This window comes from Bradyrhizobium sp. SBR1B (assembly GCF_014198205.1).
GTDB lineage: Bacteria > Pseudomonadota > Alphaproteobacteria > Rhizobiales > Xanthobacteraceae > Bradyrhizobium.
The window spans coordinates 68718-95677 of record NZ_JACIHC010000018.1 but is presented as its reverse complement, the minus strand read 5'-3'; the positions used below and the strand labels follow the sequence as shown (position 1 = coordinate 95677).

Genomic DNA, 26960 nt, shown 5'->3' with positions numbered 1-26960 from the left:
TTGTGCAACGCAATCAGGGCTCGCGCAACCCGTTCGGAACCACGGTCTGCCGCCGGACCAGCAGCAGGGCGAGCAAAGCCGTGGGCACAAGGATGGCAAGGCCCAGTAGCGCCACCTGCATCTGCGACAGCGGCATGATCCCGCCGCCCGGTGTCGCCACCACGAAGCCGCCGATCACCAGAAGCACGCGGATCGGCCATTCCAGCGCGCCGGCGCGGCGGAGGTCACCGACGAAGGGCTGATAGCCCTGGATGCCGCCGCAGATGAAGAGCGTGCCGAACGCCGCAAGTCCCATCAGGCCGAGACCGGCGAGATACGGGCTCGGCCCTTGCAGCACCAGCGCCGGATTGAGCACGAAGAAGAACGGGATGAAATAGATGATGCTGCCGACCCACATCGACTCCCAGCCCGTCTTCATCGCCGGCGAGCCGGCAATGCCTGCGGCCGCGAAGGACGCGATCGCGACCGGCGGGGTGATCGAGGACAGCATGCCCCAATAGAAGATGAACATATGCACGGCCATCTTGTTCAGCCCGAGCTTCTCCAGCGCTGGCGCGACCAGGATGGCGAGGAAGATGTAGCAGGCCGTCGTCGTCAGCCCGAGGCCGAGGATCAGGCTGGTGAGCGCACACATGCCGAGCAGCAGGAAGGGATTGTCTCCGGCAATATGCAGGAGGTCGTTGGCGAGGCTCGACACCACGCCGGTCATCGAGAACGCGCCGATCAGGAGACCGCAGCCGGCGAGGATGCCGACCAGCTCGACGAAGGTGCGGCCGTTGACCTCGAGGAATTTGCCGATCGTCGCAAAGGTCCAGCGCGTGTCCTTGGAGAAGAACTGGTTGAGCACGAGCAGCAGCGCGGTCGCGTAGAACGGCGCATGGCTTTCGCGCTTGAAGTAGAGCAGCATCACGATCAAGAGCGCGATCACGAAGACGTAATACCAGCCGTCCTTGATCGTATCCATGATGCGCGGCAGCTCGGCGCGTGGGATGCCTTTCAGCTTGTGGCGGGCAGCATAGGCGTCGACCTGCATGAACAGGCCGATGTAGTAGAGCACAGCCGGAATGATCGCGGCGAGGGCGACGTCGGCGTAGCTTACATTGAGGAACTGCGCGATCACGAACGCGGTCGCGCCCATCACCGGCGGCGCCAGCACCGCACCTGTCGAGGCGCAGGCTTCGATCGCGCCGGCATAGGAGGCGCGGAAGCCGCTCTTCTTCATCACGGGGATGGTCATGGTGCCGGCGGTCAGCACGTTGGAGATGATCGAGCCCGACATCATGCCGAACAAGCCGCTGGCGAAGATGCAGACCTTGGCCGCGCCGCCGCGGAAGGTGCCGCACAGCGCGAAGGCAAGGTTTATGAAGAATTTTCCGGCGCCGGTCATCATCAGCGCGGTGCCGAACACGAGGAAGCCGATCACGGTGTCGGCGAAGGCCTGGATCGGAATACCGAGCAGGCTCTCGCCCGACAGCACGTGATAGGCGGTCGCCTGCTCCAGCGTCGATTGCGTGCCGCGGAACGGGCCGAGCCAGCTGGATTCGGCGAACAGCGGATAGACGGTGAAGGGAAGCACGCTCAACAGCAGGCTCCAGCCGCCGGTGCGGCGCAGTGCCTCCATCAGCATCGCCCACATCACGAGGCCCGCCGCGATCGCGTTGTTCGGCGCGCCGCCGAACTCCCAGCCGGCCTCCGCCGCCTTGCGCACGTTCGACATCAGCAGCAGCGCTGCGGCGAAAGTCGCGACGAACAAGACGAGGTCGTACCAGGGGATCCGGTCGAGCGGGGCGCGCTCGGTGCCGGGAAAGATCAGGAAGGTGAAGGGAAGCATCAACGCGATCAGGAGATAGAAATACTCCGTGTTGAGCTGGGTGTAGCCGATGAAGAAGCGCAGCGAGAACTGCTGGTTGATGCAGAGCAGGATCGTTGCCGCGGTCGCTGCGACCAGCGTCCAGCGCCAGACGCCGCGCAAGGTGCGCACGCGCGTGACTTCGGCCTCCTGCATGTTGCCGGCCGCGCCATGGGGATCGTCGAACACGATCCGCTTGGTCTCGTCTTGCGGGGCAGTGGAGGTGGAAACAGAAGACATCGTCGACCCCGCGCGTGGGCTGGTAACTAACTAAGCGAATGGCCGTTGGTTGAATCGATCAAGCCGCGGGCTCCTCAACCTTTCCCGCTTGCGGGAGAGGTCGGCGCGTAGCGCCGGGTGAGGGCTGTCTCCTCTGGGGGAATCCCACTGCGGAGATGCCCTCTCCCCCAACCCTCTCCCGCAAGCGGGAAAGGGAGCGCACTTCTCGCGCGGCGGCCATCAAGCCCAACAACATCGCGCTTCAATCCTCGAACCCGTTCGGCATGTCGGCTTTCGCAAGCGCTGTTGCGCGAGCCTTCATCCAGCCGTCGAGGAACGCCTTGTCGTCCGACGGCGGGTTGGACTTGCCGTAATCGGCCCACGCGGCTGCCAGCACCTCCTGCCGCTTGATCAGCTTGTTGTTGTGCACCTCCTGCGCGTCGCTCCACTGTCCGACTTCCTTCAACGCCTTCACCGAGCCAGGATGCACCGGCACCACCCAGTTCTTGGTCTGGCGGTCGGCCGCGAGCCCGCCGGCACCGGGCGCCGAATCCTTGTAAGCGTCGTAGTTCGTGATCATCGCCTTGGTGATCGCATAGACCTGGTCGGCCGGCTGCGAGGCATAGGCGACGAAGATCGGGTAGGGGTAGTTGCCGAGCTCGACCGGCTTGTCCGGCGAGATGCCGGCCCCGCAGGTCGCCACTTGTGGGAAGAAGAACGATCCGACCTTCTGCATTCGCGCCCAGCCTTCCTTGTCCTTGGCAGGCAGCGGCGGCCAGATCAGGCCGCGCGGCGAGGTCTCGGCTTCCTTGGCGGGGCCGGTGATGGTGGTGCCGAATGCGGCATCGACGTCGTTGTTGATCAGCCCTTTCCACATCGCGCCGTAGCTTGCGAATTCGACGGCCTTGATGTCTTTTTGCGTCAGCCCGGCGAAGGCGAGCACGGCGAGCGAGTTCTGGTTCAGCGCGGGTGAGCCGACCACGAAGCCGACACGCTTGCCCTTGAGGTCCTTCAGCTCCTTCACGCCGGTGTCGGCGGCGACGCCGAGCGATCCGCAATTGCAGTCGACGCTCGAAAGCAGGATCTGAAGCAGCTGCGGACCCCATTCCTTCGCGCCGAACTCGAACATGCCTTCCTGCGCGAAGTAGGTGCCGGATCCCATCGCCGAGGATGCCGCGCGCTTGGCGCGCAGCGGCGCGAGACGGGCAACGTCGTTGCCTGCGGGCAGCACGCGCACGTCGGTGCCGTATTTGTCCTTCATCATCTTGCCGACGCCGACCGCGATGTTGAAGCCGGCGGTTCCGGTGTCATAGGCGGTAAACGTCAAAGTCGCCGGCAGCTTGATGTCTTCGGCGAACGAATAGCGTGTAGACGCAAAAGAGATGCCCGCCACCAAGGCAGGCGCGAGCACGAGCAGCCCACGAAGCATGTTTCCCTCCAATGATCTTTCGCGTTTGCCGCGAAGATTTTCGTTCTTTGTTTGAAACAGAGTTTTGTTTGCGATGGATCATGTCACCCGCGTCAGGCGATGGCAACGCCGTACCGCGCATGCGGGAACACAACTGACAGATTGCCGCGGAAGCGACGGATAACGCTGTCAGCACGCGACAATCGCGACCGCCTGTCCCTCCGCAACGACGTCGTCGAGCTTGACGAGAAGCGATGTGATCGTGCCGCTTGCAGGCGAGAGCACCGGTATTTCCATCTTCATGGCTTCGACGATTACAATTTCATCGCCATCCGCAATGGTTCCTCCAACTTGCACGGGAGTTGCGCAGACGCGCCCGGCGACCTCCGTGACGATCTTAATTTCTGGCATGCCATCCCTTTTTGTTGTCGTCGCAAAATGCCTGAGGTAGCGTCGTCTGCAAGTGGAATTTAATTCCGCAGAGCGGAACAACGGTAGGGAACACATGGGACGACGATCGGAGCGGTTGAGTAGGCAAGGCGTGCTCGCTGGCGATGCCGGTGAGGGTGATGTCATCCAGGTGGTCTCGCGCGCGTTCGACGTGTTGCGATGCTTCGAGGGCCACGAGGCAAGGCTCGGCAATCTCGAGATTTCAAATCGCTGCGGCTTGCCGCGCTCGACGGTGTCGCGGCTCACGCATACGCTGACGCGGATGGGCCAGCTCGTCTATCTGCCGCGCGATCAGAAATATCGCATCGGCCCGAGCGCGGTTGCGATGAGCGCTTCGATGATGAAGGGCGCGCAGCTGCGCAGCATGATCCGCCAGCGGCTCCAGGAAGTCGCCGAGCAGCTGCCGGGCACGGTGGGGTTCGTCGTGCCCGACCGCTTTCATCTGGTCTATCTCCAGTTCGCACGCTCGCCCTCTGCGCTGGGCCTGCATGAGGGCACCGGCAGTCGCATCTCGATGGCCTCGACCGCCGCGGGCGCGGCCTACACCGCAGCGCTCGCGCCGGAGATCGGCGATGCCTTCATCGCGGACTTCGAACGGGAGGCGCCCGAGGCCGCGAAGATCCTGAAGCCCCGCATCGAGGCCAACCGGCAGATGTTGCGAGAGCGCGGCTATGTCGTGGCCTGCGGCTTGTGGAGTCCGCACATCAACGGCCTCGCGGTGCCGATCTGGTCGCCGCAGTACCAGACCTTCGTGGTCATCACGATCGGCCTGCTCTCGGCGATGTATGACGAGCAGCGTCTGCATGACGAAGTCGCGCCGCTGATGCTTACGCTCGGTCGCTCGCTCGGCAGCCTGATGGAAGGCTCCGAGGGCGACGCCTTCGCCAACCGTATCCCGCGTAAACCGGTCGCAATGGCCGTGCATAACAATAACAAGCCGATCCATTCGGAGGGAGTGAATGAACTGGAAGCCGGAACTCGACGAGCTCGCCCGGCGCGAAGCCTTCGCGCGGGAGATGGGCGGCGTTGACAAGGTCAAGCGACAGCATGACCAGGGCCGGCTGACTGTTCGGGAGCGTATCGACAAGCTGATCGACAAAGGCAGCTTTCACGAGATCGGTGCCGTCTCCGGCATCGGAGAGTACGATTCCAGCGGCGATTTGAAAAAGCTCACGCCGGCGAATTGCGTGTTCGGCCGTGCGCGCGTCGACGGCCGCACCGTGGTCGTGGTTGGCGATGATTTCACGGTGCGCGGCGGTTCGGCTGATGCGTCGATCTCGGCAAAGCCGTTGATGGCGGAGGAGATGGCGCACGATTTCCGTCTGCCCATCGTCCGCATCATCGAAGGCTCCGGCGGCGGCGGCTCGGTCAAGACCATCGAGACCAAGGGCGCGGCGAATCTGCCTGGAGGCATCGGCGGCACGCGCTGGTATCGGTTCACGACGGAGAATTTGTCGCGCGTGCCGGTGGTCGCACTCGGCCTCGGCTCGGTCGCAGGCCTTGGCGCCGCCCGCCTTGCCGCCAGCCACTATTCCATCATGACCCGGAAGTCCGCGATGTTCGTCGCGGGGCCGCCGGTGGTGAAGGCGCTGGGGCAGGACCTCTCGAAGGAGGAGCTCGGCGGCGCCGACATCCAGACCCGCGCCGGCGCGGTCGATCATGCCGTCGACACGGAAGAAGAGGCCTTTGCCTGCGCGCGGCGTTTCCTGTCTTATCTGCCGTCGTCGGTCTACGAGCTGCCGCCGACCTTGCCCTGCACCGACAATCCGGAGCGGAGCGAAGAGGCGCTGATTAATGCGGTGCCGCGCAACCGCAAGCAGGTCTACAAGATGCGCCCCATTATCGAGTCCGTCGTGGACAAGGGCTCGTTCTTCGAGATCGGCAAGAATTTCGGCAAGCCTGTCATCGTCGGCCTTGCGCGGCTGGAGGGCAGGGCGGTGCTGCTGCTTGCCAGCGACAGCTTTCACTATGGCGGCTCCTGGACCGCGGATGCCTGCCAGAAGGTGGTGCGCTGGGTCGACTTCGCCGAGACCTTCCATCTGCCGGTCGTCTATCTCATGGATTGCCCGGGCTTCATGATCGGTCTCGATGCCGAGAAGGCGGCCACGATCCGCCACGGCGTTCGCGCCATGGCTGCGGTGAACCAGACCACCGTGCCCTGGTGTACCGTGATCCTGCGCAACGCGTTTGGTGTTGCAGGTGTCGTGCATCAGCCGGCCGACCGCTTCTCGATCCGCTACGCTTGGCCGTCGGCCTATTGGGGCTCGCTGCCGCTCGAAGGCGGCATCGAGGCCGCCTATCGCGCCGACATCCACGCGGCCGAGGACAAGGCGGAGAAGCTCAAGGAGATCGAGGTGCGCCTCAACAAGCTGCGCTCTCCGTTCCGCTCGGCCGAAAAGTTCTGGGTCGAGGAGATCATCGATCCCCGGAAGACGAGGTCGCTGCTGTGCGAGTTCGCGCGCCTCGCCGAGCCGCTGCGAAAGCCGGGGCCGCCGGAGAACTTTTCGATCAGGCCTTGATATTGGCCATCGCTGCCGCGCGACAATCTTGTCGCGGCTGCGATGGCGTGACCTCAAAACAATTACGCGCTACGTTCCCCGAACAAGAACAAGAGGACGCGCCAATCGTGTATGACTTCATTATCGTGGGCGGCGGCTCGGCGGGGTCCGTGCTGGCCCACCGGCTCTCCGCGAAGAGTGCCAACAAGGTCCTGCTGTGCGAAGCCGGCCAGGACACGCCGCCCGGTAACGAGCCGGCCGAGATCAGGGACAGCTATCCGGGCACGGCCTATTTCGATCCGCGCTTCCACTGGACCGAGCTCAAGGTCACGACGCAGGTCGTCAGCCACAACAACCCACACGTGGGCCGGCCTCCCTTGCGCAAATACGAGCAGGCGCGCGTGCTCGGTGGCGGCTCGTCGATCAACGGCCAGATGGCCAACCGCGGCGCCCCCACCGATTACGACGAATGGGACGCGCGCGGCGCCGAAGGGTGGACCTGGAACGACGTGCTGCCCTTCTTTAAGAAAGTCGAGCGCGACCTCGATTTCGACGGACCGTACCATGGCAAGGATGGCCGGATCCCGGTCCGCCGCATCCCCAGGGAGCACTGGACGCGGCATTCGCAGGCCTTCGCCGATGCTTTCCAGCAGGCCGGCCACCGATTCCTGCCGGACCAGAACGGCGAGTTCGTCGACGGCTTCTTCCCGGTGACGCATTCGAACCAGGCCGAACAACGCGTCTCCGCCGCGATGGGCTATCTCGATCGCGACACCCGCCAGCGCGCCAATCTCACCATCTCCACCAACACGCAAGTGCGCGAGCTGCTGTTCGAGGGCACGCGCTGCGTCGGCGTCAAAGCGATGGTTGACGGACGCGAGCAGGAATTCCGCGGACGCGAGATCATTCTGTCCAGCGGCGCCATCCATTCGCCGGCGCATCTGTTGCGCGCCGGCATCGGGCCGGTCGGCCACCTCAAGGATCTCGGCATTCCTGTGCTGATGGGACTGCCGGGCGTCGGCCAGCGCCTGATGGATCATCCCTCGATCTCGCTGTCGTCCTTTGTCCGCCGCGGCGCGCGCATGAACGAGCACACCAGGCGCCACATGCAGCTGGGCCTGCGCTATTCCTCCGATCTCGCAGGCGTGCCGAAGGGCGACATGTTCGTCGTCCTGCTCTCCAAGTCGGCCTGGCATGCGGTCGGCGAGCAGATCGGCTCGCTGCTGACCTTCGTCAACAAGACCTATTCGGAGACCGGACAGGTCAAGCTCGCCTCGCGCGATCCGTCGGCAGAGCCGGTCGTCGAGTTCAATCTGTTGTCCGACCGGCGCGATCTCGATCGCCTGATGAGCGGCTTCCGCAAGATGGCGGCGGTGCAGATGAGCGACGTGGTCAAGGCGGTGACGGACAAGCCGTTCCCGGCCGCCTATACGGACAAGGTCCGCAAGATCGGCGTGGTCAACACCAAGAACAGGATCTTGACCAAGATCGCCGCGACGCTGATGGACGGGCCGGCGGCGCTGCGCCACTACATGATCGACAATTTCGTGGTCGAAGGTTTCACCTTCGATCAGGTGATGAACGACGACGAGGCGCTGGAGGCCTTCGTGCGCAAGGCGACGATCGGCGTGTGGCACGCCTCCTGCTCATGCCGCATGGGCCGCGCCGACGATCCGATGGCGGTGGTCGACAATCAGGGCCGCGTCAAGGGCATCCAGGGCCTGCGCGTCGTCGACGCCTCGATCTTTCCGGTGGTGCCATGCGCCAACACCAATTTTCCCGTGTTGATGTCGGCGGAGAAGATCGCGGCTGCGATGATGCAGTGAATAGCGGCGTCGTGCCGATCAGGGGCAGCGCAGTGACGGGGAGAGCTTGCTGCAGAAGCCTCGACCATTGCGAACTGGACTTGGTTGCATGCAGTGCGTTGAACGCGCGGAGCGCTCATTCGTTCTCTGCGAGTTAATCATTTCGCTCGCTATTTGTAGGCTATGATGATTGCAGACAGCGTCGCGCAGATGCAGCCATTTTCAGCCGCTCTTTAGGCCCATTTCAGCCAAACTGTTATTGGTTTCTCGTTGCCTGGGGCAGGACCACTCTATTTTGGAGTCCTGCAATGTACAGGCTAGTAATTTCTGCGTACCTCTTCGTTGTCTTGAGCTCTATCCCTTCGGAAGCGCGACCTTATCGCATTCATCATGCTTCCGAATGCAATGTCACCATGCCCTGCGACTTCTCGTATTCGCAGATGCAGCGCGAGCGGACTTCCAGGTCCTCACTAACTTCCAGATACTCACTAGCTTCCAGATCCTCACTGAATTCCACGCCGTCACTGCAAGCGTACCGCTCGACGCAGCTGACAGTGACTGACGCAGGGGGCGCCGCCACGCCGGCGACCGTCTCCGGTGTTTCCGGGGCTCGCGTTGTCGGCGGTCGTCCGGCAGGCTGCCCTTCGTCCTTCTGCGGCTGCGGCGCGGCTCTGCGCGTGTTCGGTCGTATCGTGCCGGAATTGAATCTTGCGGCCAATTGGCTGCGCTTTCCGCGGACATCACCCGCGCCGGGAATGGTTGCTGCGCGCCGAGGACACGTTTTCGTTCTGGAGCAGCACCTCGGAGGCGATGTCTGGATGGCCTATGACGCCAACTCGGGCGGACACGCTACGCGAATCCACGCACGTTATTGCGAGGGTACGCGATCGTGAATCCGCGCGGCGGTTCGGCGGCTTGAGGGCCGCGGACACCACTCTCGACAAGATCGCGGACGGGTCGCAACATCGTTGCGACCTGCCCACGCTCGACCAATCGTTGACGCGGGGCGCAGCGTCGGTCACAGCCGCAGCACCTTGCCGGGATTCATGATGTTCTGCGGATCGAGCGCGCGCTTGATGGTCCGCATGATGTCGAGCTCGGTCTTCGAGCGGTAATGGCTGAGCTCGTCGAGCTTGTCGATGCCGATGCCATGTTCCGCCGAGATCGAGCCGCCCATCGAGGTGACGAGATCGTTCACGGCCCGAGTGATGGCGCCCTTGTATTGGGTCAGCGTCTGCTGATCCATGCCGGTCGGCCCCATGAACGAAAAATGCAGATTGCCATCGCCGATGTGCCCCAAAGGATAGGGCCGGATGGTCGGGAGAATGTCGAGCACCGCCGTGGTGCCCTTGGCGATGAACTCCGGAATCCCTGAGATCGCCACCGACACATCGAAGCTGAGCCCCGGACCTTCGGCCCGGGAGGCCTCGGCGACACTTTCGCGGATGCGCCACATGTTGCGCGATTGACTGACCGTGTGAGCGATCACCGCATCGAGCACGCGGCCGGCCTCGAGTTGATCGGCGAGAAACTGCTCCATTTTCTCGGACATGCCCTCAGTGCCGTCCTGGCGCGCCCGCGAGGACGACCATTCCAGCAGCAGGTACCACGGCGTGTCGGCCTTGAGAGGATCCTGGGTGCCGGGAATATGGCGCAGCACCATGTCGATCGCGCTGCGGCTCATCAGCTCGCAAGAGCCGACATTGTCTCCGGATGCCGCGTGCGCTTCCGACAGGATCTCCAGGGCCGCGCGTGGATCGCGGATCGCGAGCCATGATGTAGAGACGTCCTTCGGCGCCGGCCACAGCTTGAGCACGGCCTTGGTGATGATGCCCAGCGTGCCTTCAGCGCCCATGAAGAGGTGCTTGAGGTCATAACCGGTGTTGTCCTTCTTGAGCGCGCGCAATCCGTCCCAGACCTCGCCGTTTGCCAGGACGACTTCGAGCCCCAGCACGAGATTGCGGGCATTGCCGTAGCGCAGCACCTGCACGCCGCCAGCGTTGGTCGACAGATTGCCGCCGATCATGCACGAGCCCTGGGCGCCGAGGCTGAGCGGCAGGAACCTGTCGTGCCGGCTTGCCGTCTCCTGAAGCGTCTGCAGCACGCAGCCGGCCTCGACCGTCATCGCGTAGCCGACGGGATCGACGTTCAGCACGCGGTTCATGCGGCCGAGCGACAACACGATGCCGGTGTGTGCAGGCCAGGGCGTCGCCCCACCCATCAGGCCGGTGTTGCCGCCCTGCGGCACGATGGCGACGCCGTGCTCATGGCAAAGCCGGACCACTTTCGAAACTTCCGCGGTGCTGCCAGGACGGACGACGGCGCCGGCACCGCCAACCAGCAATCCCCGCCAATCCGTCACGAACGGTTGCTTGCCGTGCTCATCCTCGATGAGGCCCTTGTCACCCACGATCGCGCGCAACGCATCGCGCATCTCGACAGTCAAGGGAGTGGTTGGAATAGCGGGTTCGGACGACGGGAAGGCAGCCGGCATTTTCGTTTCCCCTGGCGCATCTTGGTGTGCACTGCGCACGTGACGTGCCTGGGTATTGTCCACGTTTGGCGCAGGGAGTCTAACGGCAAGATGTCTCGAACTGCAGCCGGTGACGAAGGCGCTCCGCGAGAGATCTGAGCCTTGGGAGGAAGAGGGTTGATTTGACAAGACGATCGGTCTAATAAACCTTCATGAACAGAGCAGCCTCGGTATCAGAGCCGCGCCGACGGGGCCGTCCTCCCAAGGACCAGTCGCAACCGAATGCGCCGCGCGCGCGTCTGTTGCGCACGGGCGTTGCGATTCTGACCGAAAAGGGATTCAGCGCCGTCGGCGTCGAGGAGATCCTGGACTCCGCCGACGTGCCGAAGGGTTCGTTCTATCACTACTTCGGCAGCAAGGAGGCTTTCGGCCTCGAACTGATCGATGCTTACGCCGCCTATTTCGCCCGCAAGCTGGATCGATGGTTCGACGATGCAGCGCGGGCTCCGCTGGACCGCCTGCGCGATTTCATCGCGGACGCGCGGTCGGGCATGGCGCGCTACGGCTATCGACGCGGCTGTCTCGTCGGCAATCTCGGGCAGGAGATGGGGGCGCTGCCGGAGCCGTTTCGAAAGCGCCTCGCTGCCGTTCTCAGGGATTGGGAAGCCCGGACCGCCCGCTGCCTCCACGCGGCGCAGCAGGCGGGCCACATTCCGAAAGACGCCGATTGCGACAGCCTCGCGCATTTCTTCTGGATCGGCTGGGAGGGCGCGGTGCTGCGGGCGAAGCTGGAAAGACGCCCCGACGCACTCGACGTCTTCGCGCGAGGATTTATCGCGATGATCCAGGCCAAGGAACGCGTGATCGTACCAACTTCCATCGACGAGTACCGAGGATAACGCCATGACCCAGGCACTTGCAGTCAGCCGCTTCCCTGTCCCTGATCTGGCCGACATGCCAGACGACATCCGCGCCCGCATCGTGGCGGTCCAGGAGAAGTCCGGCTTCATTCCGAACGTCTTTCTCGTGCTGGCGCACCGGCCGGACGAGTTTCGCGCGTTCTTTGCCTATCACGACGCGCTGATGGACAAGCCCGGCAACCTCAGCAAGGCCGAGCGGGAAATGATCGTGGTTGCGACCAGCAACCTAAATCAATGCCAGTATTGCGTTATCGCGCATGGCGCGATCCTGCGCATCCGCGCCAAGGATCCGCTGATTGCCGATCAGGTCGCGGTCAATTACCGCAAGGCGGATATCACCGACCGGCAGAAGGCGATGCTCGACTTCGCCGTGCGCGTTTCGACCGAGGCCTACAAGGTTTCCGAATCCGATTTCGCCACGCTGAAATCGCACGGGTTCACGGAAGACGACATCTGGGACATTGCCGCGATCTCGGCCTTCTTCGGTCTCTCCAACCGGCTTGCCAACGTCACCAGCATGCGTCCGAACCCGGAATTCTATAACATGGGACGCGGCTGATCGGGCTGACTGACCTGTTCGGCAAGCACGCTCGTCCGCGGACATGGAGAACGGACATGGAGCTCTCAACCCAGCAGCTGGCGCTGAAGGAGAGGGCTGCTGCGCTCTCCAACGAGACGATCCGCAAACGTGCCGCCGACATCGACCGGTCGCGTGAATATCCATGGGACGTCGTCGAGGCGCTGAAGGTCGAGCGCTTCATGGGAATGACCATTCCGGTCGAATATGGCGGCCAGGGTCGGAGCTTCCTCGACACGGTGCTGGTCATCGAGGAGATCGCCCGGTCCTGCACCGTGTCTGCGCGCATCGTGGTCGAGGCCAACATGGGCGCCATCTCGACCGTGATGGCCTACGGGACCGACGCGCAGAAAAAGCGCGCGGCCGATCTCGTCCTGGATGGCGACAAGCCGGCCATCTGCATCACGGAGCCGGATGCGGGGAGCGACGCGAGCGGAATGACGACGCGAGCCGACAAGCGCGGCAACCGCTATGTGCTCAACGGCAGGAAGCATTGGATCACCGGCGCCGGGGTGTCTCGTCTCCATTTGATCTTTGCGCGCGTGTTCGACGAGAGCGGAGAGGAGCTGGGCGTCGGCGGCTTCCTGGCGGTGCGCGGCGAGGCGGAAGGGCTCCGCGTCAGCAAGCGCGAGACGACGATGGGGCTGTGCGGCATGCCCGAGGGCGAGCTCGTGTTCGAGGACCTCGAGATCACGCCGGACATGGTGCTGCTGCCGCCGTCGGGCTTCAGGCGCGGCTTCGCCGACCTCATCAATGCCTACAACAGCCAGCGTGTCGGCGCCGGCACGGTCGCCATGGGGATTGCGGCCGGCGCACTGGAGCACGCCATCGCATGGGCCAAGACGCGCGAGCAGTTCGGCCGGCCGATCGGCGAGTTTCAAGGTCTGCACTGGATGCTCGCCGATATGCAGACGCAGCTGACCGCATCGCGCCTGATGCTGCACGCGGCGGCGGCTTCACGGGGGCCGGGCGGCAGCGCATTCCCCGATCCCATGCTTGCCGCTCAGGCGAAGATCTTCGCCTCGGAAGCCGCCATCAAGATCGTCAACGACGCGCTGCAGGTGTTCGGCGCCCGCGGCTATTCGCGCGACTTTCCGCTCGAACGGATGGCGCGCGATGTCCGCATGTTCACGATCGGCGGCGGCACGGCCCAGGTGCTGCGCACCTTGGTTGCCAGCAAGGTCCTGGGCTGGAAGCTGCCGCAGACGCGCGATGGCTACGTCGTGTCAAGGGACCTTGCGGCAAAGGACTAGGGCGCTATCGTACGCGACACGGCGTGTTGATGGGGACCCGAGGGAGAGGTGAAGACATGACAGACTTCGTAACGCCGCGAGAGATGGCGGAGATGATACCCTCCGGGTGCAAGCTCGGCCTGGCGCCGGACGACTACGCCGCGGCCCCCGGACTGGTCCGGATGCTGATCGATCGCGGCATTCGCGATCTTCATGTGGTCTGCGCGCCGATTGGCGGCATGCAGGTCGATATGCTGATCGGCGCCGGCGCCGTGGCGACGCTGGAGACGAGCGCCGTCAGTCTCGGCGAAGCGGGCGGCGCGCCTTGTTTCAGCCGGGCTGTGCGCGACGGATCCATCCGCCTCCGTGATGCCACTTGTCCGGCGGTGTTCGCAGGGTTAACGGCCGCGGAGAAGGGGGTGCCGTTCATGCCGATCCGCGGCATCATCGGCAGCGACGTCCTGGAGAAGCGCGACGACTGGAAGGTGACGTCCAATCCGTTCGATGACGCTGAGAAGATCGTCGTGGTCTCGGCGATCCAGCCCGACATCGCCTTGTTTCATGCACCTGAAGCGGACCGGTTCGGCAACGTCAGGCTCGGGCGCCGGCGCGAAACGATGCTGCTGGCCCATGCGTCGAAGAAGGCTTTTGTGACCGTCGAGCGCATCTCCGAAGTGTCGCTGCTCGACGACGAGAAAATGGCAGCGGGCGTGCTGCCCGCAATCTACGTGAGCGCGGTGGCGCAGCTCGAGAAGGGTGGGTGGCCGACCGGGCTCTACGCCGAATATCCCAGGGACGGGCAGGAAATCGAGAAATACGCGCGCGCGGCGCGCTCGCCGGAAGGCTTCCAGGCCTACGTTCGGGGCCTGGGGAGCGCGGCATGAGCGAGGCGTGCACCAGCCGTGAGTTGATGATCTACACGATCTCGCGGCTGCTGAAGGGCGTGCGGCATGTTGCGGTCGGTCAATCCTCGCCGATGCCGGCGGCGGGAGCGATGCTTTTGCGTGCGCTCAACCAGCGTGACGGATTGGAGCACGTGCAGGTCTCGATCCTGGGGTCGGTCAAGCACAATTCCTTCACCGGCGGTGCCGAGGAGCTGTTCGATTGCGCCGCGCAGGGACGTCTCGACGCCTTCTTTCTCGGCGGCGGCCAGATCGACGGCCGGGGCAACGTCAACCTTGTTGGCACCGGCGACTATCCGAACAATCCGGTCAGATGGCCCGGCTCATTCGGCTCCGCCTATCTGTATTTCCTGGTGCCGCGGGTCATTCTGTTCCGTGAGGAGCACAGCTTGCGATCCCTGGTGGAGCGCGTGGACTTCGTCTCTGCGCCTGGAGTTACCGACGAGACGGTCTATCGGCGAGGCGGTCCTCATGCGCTGCTGACCAATGCGGCGCTGTTTTCCTTTGACCGGGAGGCGGGACGTTTTCGCCTCGAGAGCACCCATCCGGGATATGGTTGGCGCGACATTCGAGGCACAACCGGCTTCTCGTATGACAACGAGCAATGCGAGGTCACGACGCCCTTGCCGGACGAGGCGACGTTGTCCTTGATCCGGGGCCGAATTCGCGAGGAGCTGCGGGAGTGCTATCCCCAGTTCGCGGGCAACATGCCCGGTCCGGGGTGAGGCGGGTTTCGCTCCGATCTGCCGCGACTCTCTCCCGCTTGCAGGCAGGGCAAGCGCATTTGGCGACTTCTCTGTGGCCATCCTTCGAGACGCCCGCCGTTGGCGGGCCCTCAGGATGAGGACGGAGTGTGCGGCAGCACTCTTAACGAGCTCCGATGCCGCTTAGCCTCATCCTGAGGAGACCGCTGAAAGCGGTCGTCTCGAAGGGCGAGGCGCGCGCTCAGGTCGCCAAGTACCAAAATGCCGATTGCGGCAACGTTCGGACAATCTCTGCAACGTTTCTATACATCTTCGACAACTTCCCGCGACTGTTCGGGCGTAGAACGCGCTCGGACTTTTCAGATCGGGATTGATGGAATGCGATTGAAGTTTTCGGCGGCGCGCATGGGCATCGGCGCGGCCTGCCTCGTGCTTGGCGGCGTCAGCCCATTGTGCGCAGAGCCGGTGTTCGACAGCCTGGCCGGTGCCTGGTCGGGCATCGGCACGATGAAGCCGTCGGACGGTCCGCGAGAGAAGGTTCGCTGCAAGGTGGCGTACAACGTGACCAGGCCGGGGCGGTCGTTGACACTCGACCTGCGCTGCGCGAGCGATGCGTACAAGATGGTCCTGTCCGCGAACATCGAGCAGAGCGGGACGGAGCTTTCCGGCAACTGGTTCGAGAGCGAGTACCGGCAGGGCGGCAAGGTCTACGGCACCAACAAGGACGGCCTCATCGAGGCGCGAATAGAGGGAAATACGGTGGCCGCGCTGGTGACGATCCAGACCAGGAGCAACCATCAGTCCTTCCTGATGGAGGCACCGGGCTCTTGGATGGCGGAAGTCGCGATCGAATTGAACAAGGATGTGAAGTAGCCAAACACCAAATCAAAGCGCGATGACGATTCATCCTGATCTCATCGCGCCTTTAGTGGATGATCTGGTTCAGAAAGCCCTTCGCTCGCTCCGTGCGGGGAGCCCGAAAGAATGTTTCCGGATCTGCCTCCTCGACGATGCTTCCGCGATCCATGAAGACCACACGGTCGGCAACCTCGCGGGCGAAGCCCATCTCGTGTGTCACGCAGACCATCGTCATTCCGTCCCGCGCCAACTCGACCATGGTGTCCAGCACTTCCTTGACCATCTCGGGATCGAGCGCGGATGTCGGTTCGTCGAACAGCATGATCTTGGGCTGCATGCACAGCGCTCGGGCGATGGCAACGCGTTGCTGCTGACCGCCTGACAATTGTGCAGGATATTTGTCCGCCTGATCCTGAATGCGAACCTTCCGCAGCAAGCCCAGTGCGCGATCGCGGGCATCTGCCTGCGAAATGCCGCGAACCTTCATCGGGGCCAGCATGCAGTTCTCGGCGACCGTGAGGTGCGGAAACAGGTTGAAACTCTGAAACACCATCCCGGTTTCGCAGCGCACGCTGTTGATGTCGGCGAGGCGGTTGCTCAGTTCGGTGCCGTCCACGATGATCCGGCCTCCGTCGTGCTTCTCGATATGGTTGATGCAGCGGATCAGCGTCGACTTGCCGGAGCCCGAAGGTCCGCACAGCACGATCTTCTCGCCTTTGCCGACGCTGAGATTGACGTCGTTCAGCGCGGTGAATGCGCCGAACCGCTTCACCAAGCTCTCGACGACGACGATCGCACCGGACTGTGCGGCATTGCTGGAGGTCTCTCGATGCATGTTCGTCTCCCGGACTAGAGGCGTTATCGCGATGTGGCGAGCGCGTATCGTTTGCGAAGGACAGCGACACACTGGGAAGCTGCCGAGCTGATGGCGAGATAGGCCACTGCGACGACGAGGTACATTTCGACGAGGCGGCCGTTGAGCTGTGCAAGCTTGGAAGCGGCACCCAGAAGATCCGTCAGGGAAAGGACGTAAACGAGCGAGGTGTCCTGAAAGAGGATGATCGTCTGGCTGAGGATGATCGGACTGGCCACGCGCAGGACCTGCGGGAGGACGATGTGGCGGTAGGTGTCGTAGGTGGACAGCGCGAGCGCTTGGCAGGCCTCGAACTGGCCCTTGTTCACCGCTCGCAGCCCGACACGGATGATCTCGGAGTAGTAGGCGGCCTCGAACAGGCCGAAGGTGATGAAGGCCGTATAGGTGGCGCCGATCGGAATCGGGCGGCCGTTGCCGCTGAGATGCCCAAGCACGATCGGCACCAGGAAGAAGAACCAGAACAGGACGAGGATCAGCGGAATCGATCGGATGACCGCAACGTAGCCGCGGATGATCTGGGCGAACACCGGAATCTCGAAATGCTGAACGAGCGCCAGGCAGGTTCCGAGAACCATGCCGATGACGAATGCGGCGGCCGTGAGCGCAAGCGAGAAGAGCAGGCCCGACCAGAGATAGGGCCACGATTGCGTTACGATCGAGAAATCGAGGGTGTTCATTTCACGACCTCCATGGCGTTGGGCACGGCGCCGCCTTGCCGCATCTCAGTGGCCAGATCCTCGTCAGTCCCGGGCTTGACGGGAGCGCTGCCCGGAATGCGGACGGCTTTGTCGATGAGGGTCATGGCCTGATAGGCGACCAGCGCCAGACAAAGGTAGATGATCGTCGCTGCGCCAAATGCCGTAAATGTCTGGAACGTGGCCTCGCTGATCTGGCGCGCCTGGGCGGTCAGCTCCATCAAGCCGATCGTGAAGGCGACGGAGGTGTTCTTGTAGATGCCCATCACCTCGCTGGTGAGGCTCGGCACGATGAGGCGCAAGGCCTGCGGCACGATGACGTATCGATAAGTGAGATAGCCATTGAGGCCGAGAGCGTTGGCCGCTTCGATCTGTCCCCTTGGGAGCGCTTCGATGCCCGCCCGGACCTGCTCGGCTATTCGGGACGCCGTGTAGAGTCCCAGGCAGAGGAGCGCCGGGAAAAACGACGCCCAGGGTGGCGGGATCTGCTTGATGGCATCGCCCAGCGCGCTGGGCACGACCTCCGGGAAGACGAAGTACCAGAGGAACATCTGCACCAGGACAGGGATGTTCCGGAATATCTCGACATAGAGCCGGGCCGGGACGGAGAAGAAGCGATTCTGCACCGTGCGGCCTACGCCGACGACCACACCGATGCCGAAGGCGATCCACCAACCGAAGAAGGCCAGGGCCAACGTCCAACCGAGACCCGACAGAAGCCAGTCGATATAGCGCTGGCCGTCCGCCGTCTGTTCAAAAAGCACTCCGAACATCGCGAGCCCTCAGGTTGCAGGTGCGAACGAGGATTTCCGTGCGGGACGGTCAGCTCCGTCAATCAGTCGACAGCATCGCTGGGATGCGCGATCCGCGCCATCAACTCGTCCGTGAGGGGGAATGCGAGGTTCTCACCCTTGGGCGGAATCGGCTTGGTGAACCATTTCGCGTAGGTCTTCTCGAACTGGCCGGATGCCATTTGCTTGGAGAGGACGTCGTCGACGAGGCCCTTGAAGCCGGCATCACCCTTCGTGAACATCAATCCATAGTAGATCTTTGCGTAGCCCTCGGGAAGGAACAGGAGCGCGTCCGGATTTGGCGCGGCGGCCTTGAGCCCGGCGAGGAGGATATCGTCCTCCATGAAGGCGGCCGCACGGCCGGTGTTCAACATCAGGAAGGATTCCGCATGGTCCTTGGCCTGGACGATGTTGAGGCCGAGTTGCTCCCTAGCGTTGACGCTCTGCGCGAAACCGACTGCGTTGGAGCCTTGGGTGACGACAATCGTCTTGCCTTTCAGGTCGCCGGCGGTCTTCACGCCGCTGGTGGCCTTGACGAGCCATCGCGGTTGGCTGACGAACGTCGCGACCGAAAACGAGACTTGTTCCTGCCGCTTCTTGTCGTTCGCGGTGCCGCCGCACTCGATGTCGACGGTCCCGCTCTGGATCAGCGGAATCCGGTTCGAGGAGTTCACTGGCGTGTAGTTGACTTTGAGGTTGGGCAACTTCAGCTCCTCCTTGATGCGATCGACGATCGCCGCGCAGAGATCGAGCGAGAAGCCGATGGGCTTCTGATCGGGCCCGAGGTACGAGAACGGTATGGAAGCCTCGCGGTGGCCGATCGTGATTGCGCCGCTGGATTTGATCTTATCGAGCGTCGGGCTGTCGGCTGCCGCGGAGGGACTTGGGCTGACGGCCAGGAGGACGGCCAGGAGTCCTGAGAGGCGTCCGAGCATCTGAACAAGCGTCTTCATGGTTTTTCCCTTCCCATCGGTTCTCGAGGTCAAGCTGCGGCGGAAGGGCGTCCGAGCCCTCGCCGGCGGATGACGTCGATCAGGCGATCGATGTCGGTGGCGGTGTTGAACATGCCGAGTGAGACGCGAATGCCATCCCGTTCGGGCGACACGCGCACACCGTTCTCCTCGAAATGGCCAAGCCAGTCCGATGCCGGCAGGGCGATGACGTAGATGTGCGGAGCGCGATGCTTGCGCTCGCGCGGGCCAACGAGGCCGACGCCCAGCTCGTCCAGGCGCGTGATCAGGTGATCGCCGAGGTCGAAGCAGTGGTTCTGGATGTTCTGGATCCCGATCTGCTCGATCATGTCGAGCGAAGCACTCAGCGCATGGACCGCGGGCAGATTGAAGTTGCCGAGCTCAAAGCGCCTGGCGGCGGGCGAGGGCGCCATTCTGTCGGCACGCGCGATGAGATCATCAGGGACCTCGGCGAGGCTCGCGGCCGCCAGATAGGCCGGCTCCAGCTCTTTGAGCGTCTTGTCCCAATAGAGAAGCCCGAGTCCTTGCGGAACCAGCAATCCCTTGTGGCTGCCGGAGCCGATGAAGGTTGCGCCAATCGCCCTCGCGTTGACCGGCACCACGCCGATTGCCTGCATCACGTCCACCACGAAGTAGAGCTTCTTCCTGCTGCACATCGCGCCGACGCTCTCGATGTCAAAGCGGTGACCGGCGTGGAAGGTCACGTGCGACATCGAGATCGCACGCGTGTTCTCGTCGATGAAGGGCGCAAAGCTGTCGGCATCGACGACGTCAGTCATCGGGATGAAGCGGACCTCGACGCCCTTCCGTTGCAGGTGGAGGAATGCGTAGGCGTTGTTCGGATGATCGCCGTGGATCATCAGGACATTGTCACCGGCCCGGAGCGGCAGTGCGTTTGCCGCGACATTCATGCTTTCCGACGTGTTTTTCGTGAAGGCGATTTCATCCGCCGTCACGCCGAGGAAGCGAGCGACCTTGGCGCGGGTCTGCTCCACCCGGTCGAGCCAGACGCTCTTCGGTCCGGCCGTCTCGAAGCCCTCGCGAAGGAAGAGCTCGATCGCGGCCTTCACCGGGCGTGCAAGCGGGGTTTGAAACCCGGAGTCCAAATAGACCATCCGCTCGACAGCGGGGAATTCCTTCCTCACGGCGTCCACGTCGTAGTGACGAGACATGCACATCTCCTGTTGGCGCCCCGCCAGCGACTTGGCTCTCGGCCAAGCGGCGGAGCGAGATTCTGGGAACGGCGAGACTGCGTTGCACAATTTCTGGTCAGTCACCGGCCGCGCCGAGAATATGAGCTTTAGGAGTTTCGACAAACTTATTTTTCGATTTTCAATATCTTTCATTCCGAAAAATGATAATATCATGCGAAATCTTGATTTCGCTAGCTAATTTGGCCGGGGGCAATGACGAAGCGCATTCAGAAGGACGGGCCATTGGATCGTGCTTTCGCGATCGTTCGGCACGTCGCCGACCAGCGCAAAGCCGTCTCGGCGGCCGAGATCGCAAAGGCTCTCTCGCTGCCGCTGCCGACGGCGCACAGGTTGATCGGAAATCTCGAGGACCGCGGACTGCTTCAGAAGGCGTTGGGGACCAAGCGTTACGTTGTCGGAAACCAGCTCGTCACACTGTCCGCGACCGTCATCGGAGCGGCCTTCCGCACCGCGCGACGGCACGCGGTGCTTCGGGCGGTTGCGGGAGAGATCGGCGAACAGTGCGAGATTGGCGTCGTCCGCGACAATGTCGTTGCCTATGTCGACAGCGTTCGCGTTTCGGAGCCGCAAGGCCTTCAGTTCAATCCGGGAGAAGCGGCGCCGCTACACTGCACGTCGACCGGAAAGATCTACATGAGCAGACTGCCTGAGCGGACGAGGGCGAATTTGTGCCGCGCACTCCCTCTGACCAGATACACGGACACGACGATCGTCGATGTCCACGGACTGATGAAGACCCTCGAGGACACGCGGCAGAAGGGCTGGGCCAAGACAAACGAAGAATACGTCAAGGGCGTTGTGGGGTGCGCCGTCCCCATTCTGTCACCCGATCGAGAATTGATCGCTTGCCTGGGCGTCTCGGTGCCGGTGGCGCGCGTGAGCTTCGTCGAACTGGACCGGTTCATCGCGCCGCTTCAAAAGGCAGCCGCCCTGTTGTCGGAGACCATTCTGCAGGATTGAGGACGAAGATGGCGCAAGTGCCCAATGATGGCATCAGCGGTCTCGCTGGCGCGCCGGTTCTCCTCATGATCTGGCTGGGCCAGCACGAACGGCCGCGCGCCAATCGACCGCTCGAGCGATGGGAGATTCGGCCCCTGTCTGAGCGCTAAAGCATGAGTCGGAAAAGTGCGCAGCGGTCTTCCGAAAAGATCATGCTCAAACAACAACTCAAAGCGCGATGACGAATCATCCTAATCGCATGCGCTTTAGCGGCGACTTCACCACGGTTGAACACGTCACCACCGCCGGTTTCAGCGGCGGCAGCGACGTGAGTATTGATGATCAACGCTTGGGGAGCGACGCCATCACCTCGCCCGCGTCCCCGTCCTCGAGGCAGGGCGTGACGGTCAACGGGAGCAGGTCAGACCATTGCGCGAGCCAACGATACATGGCTTTTGGATCACTCGATTCAGAGATCGCAAATCCCTGTCCATTCATGCCATGCCAGCGACCCAGCATCTTGACGCCCTCGGGTGGTGCGCCACCGGTCTCGAGAAAGCGGGCGACGGCTGCATTGAAGGTGCCTTGAGGTACGCTCCAGGTGGTTATGAATTTCATGCGATTCTCCCATGACTAGAATTATCGGATGAATGTCGCGGCTGCGCCGCATGCGCACGATAGCGCCTGCGTATCGAATGACAACGGCGAATGAACACGCGCGTCGGTTTGATCACTCCTGCTTCTGCGCAAGCGCTGGCTTGGAGGTAAGACGGCTACTTGCCGTCGTTCCAGATGTCGGTGGCGAGCTTCCAGTCGTTTCCGACCTTCTCCCAGACGACGACATACTTTCCGGTCACGTCCTGCGGTGTCGATCCCTTGGTCTTCAGGACGAACGTGCCGATCTCACGGGCCGCGGAAGAACCGAGTGACTTGACATCCACCGTTGTGAGCTTCGGATCGCTCACTTGTTCAGCCATGCTTTTCCACATGACCTCGATGGCTGGTCGGCCCTGCACCATCGCGGAGCCGGGCGGGAGCGCGGTCGCATCGGCACTGTAGAGGGACGCAATCCCGGAAAAATCTCCCTTGTTGAACATCTCTATCCATTTCGCGTTGTTTGCTTCGATCTCGGCCTTCTGAGCCAAAGCCGGCGCGCTCAACGAGATCACGATTGCAATCGCCGATGCAATGTTGCGCATGATCATCTCCAGACTCAATGTACGATACAGATACAGGGGCAGTCGTCTGTCTCGAAGTGGATGCATTGAATGGTCCATCCCAGACCGGGGAAGACGCAACAGCAATTCCGGAGAATTACCGTCAGCACCGTTGACGAAGCTGCGCAGTGGAAATTGACGGGCAATTGACCTGACGAGTACTCCATGTCGCGGCTCGAACGCTTGACCAGGCGCGCGCTCGCCGCCCGTCGGGCAAAACACCCCTGTCAATCCCTCGACGCAAAAACATTCCTATTTACCGAATTTCGGATATGTCGTATCAATGGCCCATCCCGCCCGTCGCAAGGGGCGTTTCGCGATCGTCACGAGACGCGGGCCGGGAGGCGGTGGCCGCGACGGCGTCGGCGCGCTGGGCTGGCTGCAGGGCGGGAATCCCGTGAGCAGCAGCACGCGCGATACGACACGGCGCTGACGGCGTCCTCGGTTCGGCCTCGATGGTGAGCGCACGCAAGCCATCGGGGACAGGAACGGGGATGTGCGCGGACGGCAAAATCGTGTGGTCCTGACGCCCGGGGTCTGTGCGTCAAGTGTTGCGGTGATGTTGCGGCCCAACCGGGTTCGTACATCAGTCATCCGCAAGGCGACGGGGGCAATAGTGCATCGCTCCCCGGGGAGAGCGCGACATAAGCCGTAAAGCCATTCGCGCAGGGAAGGCCGGTCGCACGGCTACACCTGTAGTCCACCCCGTGCGCGTCTTGTTCGCACACGGGACCGCGGGTGCCAGCCGGCGCCCGGCCTTCCCTGCGCCCTTTCTGAACAAGAAGGGCAACGAAGAGAGCAAAGCTCAGGCGAAATGAGCCGCGAGATTGCGACAGTGTGTCTTCTGAATGGATCATGTTTTATGGGCAGTCTCGTGCCCCGGACGTAGCGCGGCGTCCCCCTGGCGATGCAAAGCATCGTCCAGAACGACGATGCGGCTGCAGAGCCGGGGCCTATGTTGCGACGGATCGCGCAGTGTCTGGGTCCCGGCTCTGCGCAGCAATGCTACGCATTGCAGCGCGTCCGGGACACGAGGGCTCCTACGCGCTCTCCGTCTCCCGGTGCACGTCGTGCACCACGAGGCCCATGCCTTCCTCCGGCATCTTGATCCAGTCGCGGCGCTTCAGGGTGCGCTTGGTGTCCTCATAGCCGCTGGTCCAGTGCTCGCGCATCGAGGTGCCCGAGAATTCGTGGTCCTTGGCGTCGCCCTCATAGGCCTTCTGCTGGTAGATCAGATGCAGGATCGCGATCTCCGGCATGTGGCACAGGCTCGCCTTCAGCTTGCGCTCCTCGTCGGACAGCTGCTCGTCCGGCAGCTTCGCCAGCGCCTTGTGGAGCAGGACCTTGAGATTGTGGGTGCGGCGATAGACGTCCGTGTTGTGGCGCGTGCGCGAGGAATACATGATGTCCTTGTGGCGGGCCATCACGTCCTGGATCGAGCGCGGCAGCACGCCGCGCGCGCTGAACAGGTCGACCTGGAACACCAGCGAGTTGAGCGCATCCTCCTGGTCGAGCAGATGCTGCAGCGGTGTGTTGGAGACGATGCCGCCGTCCCAGAAATGATCGGTGCCGATCCGCACCATCGGCAGCGCCGGGGGCAGGGCGCCGGAGGCCATGATGTGCTCCGGCTCGATCTCGTCATGGGAATTGTCGAAATAGATGAAATTGCCCGAGAGCACGTTGACTGCACCGACCGCGAAGCGGACCCTTTTCTCGTTGATGAGATCGAAGTCGACCAGCTCGAGCAGGCTCTCCTTCAGCGGCATCGTGTCGTAATAGCTGGTCGCGGTGCGCGCGCCGACCGGGCTGAACCAGGGATTGACCTGGTGCGGGGTAAAGAAGCCGGGCTGGCCCATCGCCGAGGTCATCCAGGCGCTGGTGAGGTTGCGCCACTGGCGGAAGACGTCGCCGTCAGGGGTGTAGTGCCAGATCTTGCGGTTGGTGATGCGCTCCCAGAAGATGCGCAGCGCCTCGAGCCGCTTCTCCGGCTTGTTGCCGGCGATGATGGCGGAGTTGATCGCGCCGATCGAGACGCCGCAGACCCAGTCGGGCTCGATGCCGGCCTCGTGCAGCGCCTGATAGACGCCGGCCTGGTAGGCGCCGAGCGCGCCGCCGCCCTGCAGCACCAGCGCGGCGCGATCGCAGCGCTCGGGCCGCCAGCCCCGCGAGGGCGCCTGATGTGTCTGATATGTCGGTTGCGACGTGCGGGCGTCCATGGCGATGCCTCCTGCTTGCGCCAGACGATTGCGTCCCGTGGTGACGGCGTGATGACAAGGCGGCACCGATGCAGCGCCGGCAACGCAGACCGACCACGCTGCAACGGCAGGGGTCGTGCGGCTGACGGAAAAGCTTCACATCGCAGTCAATGAGGATCGCTAGCAATTGCCGCCGATCAGGATCACAGGAGACCTGCGATGCGTAGCGAAGACGTGCTGAGACTTCCGTCCATGCCGGCGGCGGGGCCGAGCTATCCGGCCGGGCCGTATCGGTTCGTCAACCGCGAATTCCTCGTCATCACCTACGAGACCGATCCGGAGCTGATCCGCGCCGGCCTGCCCGAGCCGCTGCAGCCGATCGACCAGCCGATCGTGCATTACGAATGGATCAGGATGCCTGACTCCTCCGGCTTCGGCAGCTACACCGAATCCGGCCTCGTCATCCCCGCGCGCCTCAATGGCGAGGAGGTCAATTTCGTCTCGCAGATGTATCTCGACGACGATCCGCCGATCGCCGCCGGCCGCGAGATCTGGGGCTTTCCCAAGAAGTACGCACATCCCAAGCTCGAGATCGTCAAGGACACGCTGACGGGCACGCTGGAATATGCCGGCCAGCTCGTCGCCATGGGCACCATGGGCTACAAGCACGAGAGCATGGCCGGCAACGGCGATCTCACCCGCGCCACGCTGTCGAAGACGCAGATCAATCTGAAGATGATCCCGGGCGTCGACGGCCGTCTCGAGGTCTGCCAGCTGGTCGCGATCAACCTCGTCGACATCGTGCCGAAGGGCTCCTGGATGGGGCCGGGACGGCTGCATCTGGTGCCGCATGTCAACGCGCCGGTCGCGGATTTCCCGGTGCGCCGCTGCCTCGGCGCGCATCACTACATCGCCGATCTGACGCTGCCGTTCGGCCGCGTCGTGCACGACTACATCAGGCAAGCCGAGGCGGCCGCGACCGGGCTGGCGGCGGAATAGGGCGGCATCATCAAACTGTAACACTGGCGTAATTGAGTACCGCCTGGGTCCGGAAGATGCCGTCAGCCATCGTCCGGAATGGGGCAGTTGTTGGCGGTTGGGGTTGGCCATGGCTGAGCCGGCAAAGCTTGTCAGCGCCTTATCGAGCACTGATCCCGCCATTCCCGGCCTGGTCTGGGCCTTTCGCCTGCACAGCGACGGCAGTGCCGAGGCGCTGCCGATCGACCAGCCGATCGAGTTCAGCCATGACGGCCGGCTCTGGCTGCATTTCAACCTGACTGACGCGCGGGCACGGCCTTGGATCGGAGCGTCGCAGCTGCCGCCGCTGGCGCGCGAGCTGCTGCTGTCGAGCGACACCTTCCAGCAGCTTCACGTCATCGACCACTGTGTCTACGGCGTATTCTCCGACCTCGTACGCGAGATCGACAGCGCGACGGAGGAGACCGCGTTCCTCCGCTTTGCCATGACCGAGCGGCTGCTGGTCTCCGGCCGCCACCAGGCACTGTGCTCGGCGGACGCCACGCGGCGGGTGCTCGAAGGCGGCTACCGCGTCGACAACGTCGCTCATCTGCTCGAAAAGATCGTCGACGAGGTCGCCGACACGCTGGACCGGATGGCCGACAAGCTCGGCCAGGAGATCGACGATATCGAGGAGCGCATCCTCGCCGATGACGCCAGGCCCGAGATGCGCCGCAACCTCGGCCGGCTCCGCCGCACCTGCGTGCGGCTGCATCGGCAGCTCACGGGATTGCGCACGCTGTTTCACCGTCTCGATCAGAAGAACACCGATCATTTGTCGCCGGCGTTGCGGATCCAGGCCGGCAAGCTCGCGCAGCGGCTCGATGGCCTCGATCACGACATCGTCGAGCTGCGCGAACGCAGCCGCCTGCTCGAGGAGGAGCTGCGGTTCAAGAACGAGGAGGAGAGCAATCGCCATCTCCACACCCTCTCGATCGTGACCTCGCTGTTGCTGCCGCCGACGCTGATCACCGGCATCTTCGGCATGAACACCAAGGGCCTGCCGTTGACCGAGGTCGAGAGCGGATTCCTCTGGGCAGCGGTGCTGATGGCCTCCTCGGTTGCTGCGGCCTATCTCTTCATGAGGCGCACCGGTATCTTCAAGTAGCGTGTGTCGATGGTGAGTTGGGCGACCCAAATATCCGTAGCGGC

Annotated in this window: 24 protein-coding genes; 12 read left to right on the top strand and 12 right to left on the bottom strand. The window is 63.2% G+C overall.

The features are described 5' to 3' along the window. Positions 1–13: 13 nt before the first annotated feature. From GGD61_RS32300 to GGD61_RS32290, 3 genes are all read right to left on the bottom strand, one after another. Positions 14–2089, bottom strand: a complete 2076-nt coding sequence (locus GGD61_RS32300; protein ID WP_183231872.1) for a TRAP transporter permease — start codon at positions 2087–2089, stop codon at positions 14–16. Between the two features lie 241 nt (positions 2090–2330). After that, positions 2331–3497, bottom strand: coding sequence for a TAXI family TRAP transporter solute-binding subunit (locus GGD61_RS32295; RefSeq protein WP_092252621.1), 1167 nt, complete (start codon positions 3495–3497; stop codon positions 2331–2333). A 168-nt stretch (positions 3498–3665) separates the two neighbouring features. Next, complete coding sequence (locus GGD61_RS32290) at positions 3666–3887, bottom strand: acetyl-CoA carboxylase biotin carboxyl carrier protein subunit (protein ID WP_091954359.1); 222 nt, start codon at positions 3885–3887, stop codon at positions 3666–3668. Positions 3888–3981: 94 nt separating this feature from the next. On the opposite strand from GGD61_RS32290, the gene GGD61_RS32285 reads away from it, so the two are divergent. The 3 genes from GGD61_RS32285 (at position 3982) to GGD61_RS32275 (ending at position 8250) form a co-directional block, all read left to right on the top strand. Then, complete coding sequence (locus GGD61_RS32285; RefSeq protein ID WP_092252623.1) at positions 3982–4956, top strand: IclR family transcriptional regulator; 975 nt, start codon at positions 3982–3984, stop codon at positions 4954–4956. After that, on the top strand, positions 4886–6445 hold the full coding sequence (locus GGD61_RS32280; RefSeq protein ID WP_092252625.1) for an acyl-CoA carboxylase subunit beta: 1560 nt from the start codon (positions 4886–4888) through the stop codon (positions 6443–6445). Before GGD61_RS32285 ends, GGD61_RS32280 begins: the two co-directional genes overlap by 71 nt. Before the next feature lie 107 nt (positions 6446–6552). Continuing rightward, a complete protein-coding gene (locus GGD61_RS32275) occupies positions 6553–8250 on the top strand; it encodes a GMC family oxidoreductase (RefSeq protein ID WP_092252627.1) in 1698 nt (565 codons plus the stop codon). Between the two features lie 997 nt (positions 8251–9247). Here GGD61_RS32275 and GGD61_RS32270 read toward each other — a convergent pair. Then, entirely contained in the window at positions 9248–10723 is a 1476-nt protein-coding gene (locus GGD61_RS32270; RefSeq protein ID WP_092252629.1) for an FAD-binding oxidoreductase, read from the bottom strand. A gap of 281 nt (positions 10724–11004) precedes the next feature. Between GGD61_RS32270 and GGD61_RS32265 the strand changes: the two genes are divergently transcribed. From GGD61_RS32265 to GGD61_RS32240, 6 genes are all read left to right on the top strand, one after another. Then, positions 11005–11601, top strand: a complete 597-nt coding sequence (locus GGD61_RS32265; RefSeq protein ID WP_210189089.1) for a TetR/AcrR family transcriptional regulator — start codon at positions 11005–11007, stop codon at positions 11599–11601. Between the two features lie 4 nt (positions 11602–11605). Further along, entirely contained in the window at positions 11606–12181 is a 576-nt protein-coding gene (locus GGD61_RS32260) for a peroxidase-related enzyme (RefSeq protein WP_092252634.1), read from the top strand. 56 nt (positions 12182–12237) lie between these two features. Next, complete coding sequence (gene acdA, locus GGD61_RS32255; protein ID WP_092252636.1) at positions 12238–13452, top strand: 3-sulfinopropanoyl-CoA desulfinase; 1215 nt, start codon at positions 12238–12240, stop codon at positions 13450–13452. 56 nt (positions 13453–13508) lie between these two features. Then, on the top strand, positions 13509–14315 hold the full coding sequence (locus GGD61_RS32250; RefSeq protein WP_177236926.1) for a CoA transferase subunit A: 807 nt from the start codon (positions 13509–13511) through the stop codon (positions 14313–14315). Beyond that, the gene (locus tag GGD61_RS32245) at positions 14312–15058 is read left to right on the top strand and encodes a CoA-transferase (protein WP_092252638.1); all 747 of its coding nucleotides are present in this window, start codon (positions 14312–14314) and stop codon (positions 15056–15058) included. The genes GGD61_RS32250 and GGD61_RS32245 overlap by 4 nt, the downstream gene beginning before the upstream one ends. 357 nt (positions 15059–15415) lie before the next feature. Further along, positions 15416–15910 (top strand): hypothetical protein, encoded by a 495-nt coding sequence (locus GGD61_RS32240; protein WP_092252640.1) that lies wholly within the window; start codon positions 15416–15418, stop codon positions 15908–15910. A gap of 52 nt (positions 15911–15962) precedes the next feature. Here the strand turns inward: GGD61_RS32240 and GGD61_RS32235 are convergent, their stop codons facing one another. The 5 genes from GGD61_RS32235 to GGD61_RS32215 all read right to left on the bottom strand — a co-directional run bounded on the left by GGD61_RS32235 (position 15963) and on the right by GGD61_RS32215 (position 20398). Next, positions 15963–16730 carry an amino acid ABC transporter ATP-binding protein gene (locus tag GGD61_RS32235; protein ID WP_092252642.1) on the bottom strand — a complete coding sequence of 256 codons (768 nt, stop codon included), beginning with the start codon at positions 16728–16730 and terminating at the stop codon, positions 15963–15965. A 23-nt stretch (positions 16731–16753) separates the two neighbouring features. Further along, the gene (locus GGD61_RS32230; RefSeq protein WP_018319862.1) at positions 16754–17446 is read right to left on the bottom strand and encodes an amino acid ABC transporter permease; all 693 of its coding nucleotides are present in this window, start codon (positions 17444–17446) and stop codon (positions 16754–16756) included. Then, positions 17443–18237, bottom strand: a complete 795-nt coding sequence (locus tag GGD61_RS32225) for an amino acid ABC transporter permease (RefSeq protein WP_183231871.1) — start codon at positions 18235–18237, stop codon at positions 17443–17445. Before GGD61_RS32225 ends, GGD61_RS32230 begins: the two co-directional genes overlap by 4 nt. 62 nt (positions 18238–18299) lie before the next feature. Beyond that, on the bottom strand, positions 18300–19208 hold the full coding sequence (locus GGD61_RS32220) for an amino acid ABC transporter substrate-binding protein (RefSeq protein ID WP_092252646.1): 909 nt from the start codon (positions 19206–19208) through the stop codon (positions 18300–18302). Between the two features lie 29 nt (positions 19209–19237). After that, positions 19238–20398, bottom strand: a complete 1161-nt coding sequence (locus tag GGD61_RS32215; protein ID WP_177236927.1) for an aminotransferase class V-fold PLP-dependent enzyme — start codon at positions 20396–20398, stop codon at positions 19238–19240. A gap of 234 nt (positions 20399–20632) precedes the next feature. Here GGD61_RS32215 and GGD61_RS32210 point away from each other — a divergent pair, with 234 nt between their 5' ends. Continuing rightward, the gene (locus tag GGD61_RS32210) at positions 20633–21400 is read left to right on the top strand and encodes an IclR family transcriptional regulator (RefSeq protein WP_092252650.1); all 768 of its coding nucleotides are present in this window, start codon (positions 20633–20635) and stop codon (positions 21398–21400) included. Between the two features lie 321 nt (positions 21401–21721). Here GGD61_RS32210 and GGD61_RS32205 read toward each other — a convergent pair whose 3' ends face one another. The 3 genes from GGD61_RS32205 to GGD61_RS32195 form a co-directional block, all read right to left on the bottom strand. After that, positions 21722–21997 (bottom strand): DUF3303 domain-containing protein, encoded by a 276-nt coding sequence (locus GGD61_RS32205; RefSeq protein WP_018319867.1) that lies wholly within the window; start codon positions 21995–21997, stop codon positions 21722–21724. 155 nt (positions 21998–22152) lie between these two features. Next, complete coding sequence (locus tag GGD61_RS32200; RefSeq protein WP_244550601.1) at positions 22153–22578, bottom strand: DUF4440 domain-containing protein; 426 nt, start codon at positions 22576–22578, stop codon at positions 22153–22155. 1058 nt (positions 22579–23636) lie between these two features. Next, the gene (locus GGD61_RS32195; RefSeq protein ID WP_183231870.1) at positions 23637–24812 is read right to left on the bottom strand and encodes a patatin-like phospholipase family protein; all 1176 of its coding nucleotides are present in this window, start codon (positions 24810–24812) and stop codon (positions 23637–23639) included. Between the two features lie 198 nt (positions 24813–25010). Here GGD61_RS32195 and GGD61_RS32190 point away from each other — a divergent pair, with 198 nt between their 5' ends. Both GGD61_RS32190 and GGD61_RS32185 read left to right on the top strand, forming a co-directional pair. Continuing rightward, positions 25011–25790, top strand: a complete 780-nt coding sequence (locus GGD61_RS32190) for an acetoacetate decarboxylase (protein ID WP_092252657.1) — start codon at positions 25011–25013, stop codon at positions 25788–25790. 109 nt (positions 25791–25899) lie between these two features. Next, positions 25900–26916, top strand: a complete 1017-nt coding sequence (locus GGD61_RS32185; RefSeq protein WP_092252659.1) for a transporter — start codon at positions 25900–25902, stop codon at positions 26914–26916. Positions 26917–26960: the final 44 nt, after the last annotated feature.

Bases quoted from the DNA above. Each gene is read 5' to 3' on its own strand.
- acdA (WP_092252636.1), top strand. From the start codon at position 12,238: ATGGAGCTCTCAACCCAGCAGCTGGCGCTGAAGGAGAGGGCTGCTGCG.
- GGD61_RS32300 (WP_183231872.1), bottom strand. From the start codon at position 2,089: ATGTCTTCTGTTTCCACCTCCACTGCCCCGCAAGACGAGACCAAGCGG.
- GGD61_RS32260 (WP_092252634.1), top strand. From the start codon at position 11,606: ATGACCCAGGCACTTGCAGTCAGCCGCTTCCCTGTCCCTGATCTGGCC.
- GGD61_RS32235 (WP_092252642.1), bottom strand. From the start codon at position 16,730: ATGCATCGAGAGACCTCCAGCAATGCCGCACAGTCCGGTGCGATCGTC.
- GGD61_RS32245 (WP_092252638.1), top strand. From the start codon at position 14,312: ATGAGCGAGGCGTGCACCAGCCGTGAGTTGATGATCTACACGATCTCG.
- GGD61_RS32270 (WP_092252629.1), bottom strand. From the start codon at position 10,723: ATGCCGGCTGCCTTCCCGTCGTCCGAACCCGCTATTCCAACCACTCCC.
- GGD61_RS32285 (WP_092252623.1), top strand. From the start codon at position 3,982: ATGGGACGACGATCGGAGCGGTTGAGTAGGCAAGGCGTGCTCGCTGGC.
- GGD61_RS32200 (WP_244550601.1), bottom strand. From the start codon at position 22,578: ATGCGCAACATTGCATCGGCGATTGCAATCGTGATCTCGTTGAGCGCG.
- GGD61_RS32210 (WP_092252650.1), top strand. From the start codon at position 20,633: ATGACGAAGCGCATTCAGAAGGACGGGCCATTGGATCGTGCTTTCGCG.
- GGD61_RS32185 (WP_092252659.1), top strand. From the start codon at position 25,900: ATGGCTGAGCCGGCAAAGCTTGTCAGCGCCTTATCGAGCACTGATCCC.
- GGD61_RS32240 (WP_092252640.1), top strand. From the start codon at position 15,416: ATGCGATTGAAGTTTTCGGCGGCGCGCATGGGCATCGGCGCGGCCTGC.
- GGD61_RS32280 (WP_092252625.1), top strand. From the start codon at position 4,886: ATGAACTGGAAGCCGGAACTCGACGAGCTCGCCCGGCGCGAAGCCTTC.
- GGD61_RS32190 (WP_092252657.1), top strand. From the start codon at position 25,011: ATGCGTAGCGAAGACGTGCTGAGACTTCCGTCCATGCCGGCGGCGGGG.
- GGD61_RS32225 (WP_183231871.1), bottom strand. From the start codon at position 18,237: ATGTTCGGAGTGCTTTTTGAACAGACGGCGGACGGCCAGCGCTATATC.
- GGD61_RS32290 (WP_091954359.1), bottom strand. From the start codon at position 3,887: ATGCCAGAAATTAAGATCGTCACGGAGGTCGCCGGGCGCGTCTGCGCA.
- GGD61_RS32205 (WP_018319867.1), bottom strand. From the start codon at position 21,997: ATGAAATTCATAACCACCTGGAGCGTACCTCAAGGCACCTTCAATGCA.
- GGD61_RS32195 (WP_183231870.1), bottom strand. From the start codon at position 24,812: ATGGACGCCCGCACGTCGCAACCGACATATCAGACACATCAGGCGCCC.
- GGD61_RS32250 (WP_177236926.1), top strand. From the start codon at position 13,509: ATGACAGACTTCGTAACGCCGCGAGAGATGGCGGAGATGATACCCTCC.
- GGD61_RS32230 (WP_018319862.1), bottom strand. From the start codon at position 17,446: ATGAACACCCTCGATTTCTCGATCGTAACGCAATCGTGGCCCTATCTC.
- GGD61_RS32215 (WP_177236927.1), bottom strand. From the start codon at position 20,398: ATGTCTCGTCACTACGACGTGGACGCCGTGAGGAAGGAATTCCCCGCT.
- GGD61_RS32295 (WP_092252621.1), bottom strand. From the start codon at position 3,497: ATGCTTCGTGGGCTGCTCGTGCTCGCGCCTGCCTTGGTGGCGGGCATC.
- GGD61_RS32220 (WP_092252646.1), bottom strand. From the start codon at position 19,208: ATGAAGACGCTTGTTCAGATGCTCGGACGCCTCTCAGGACTCCTGGCC.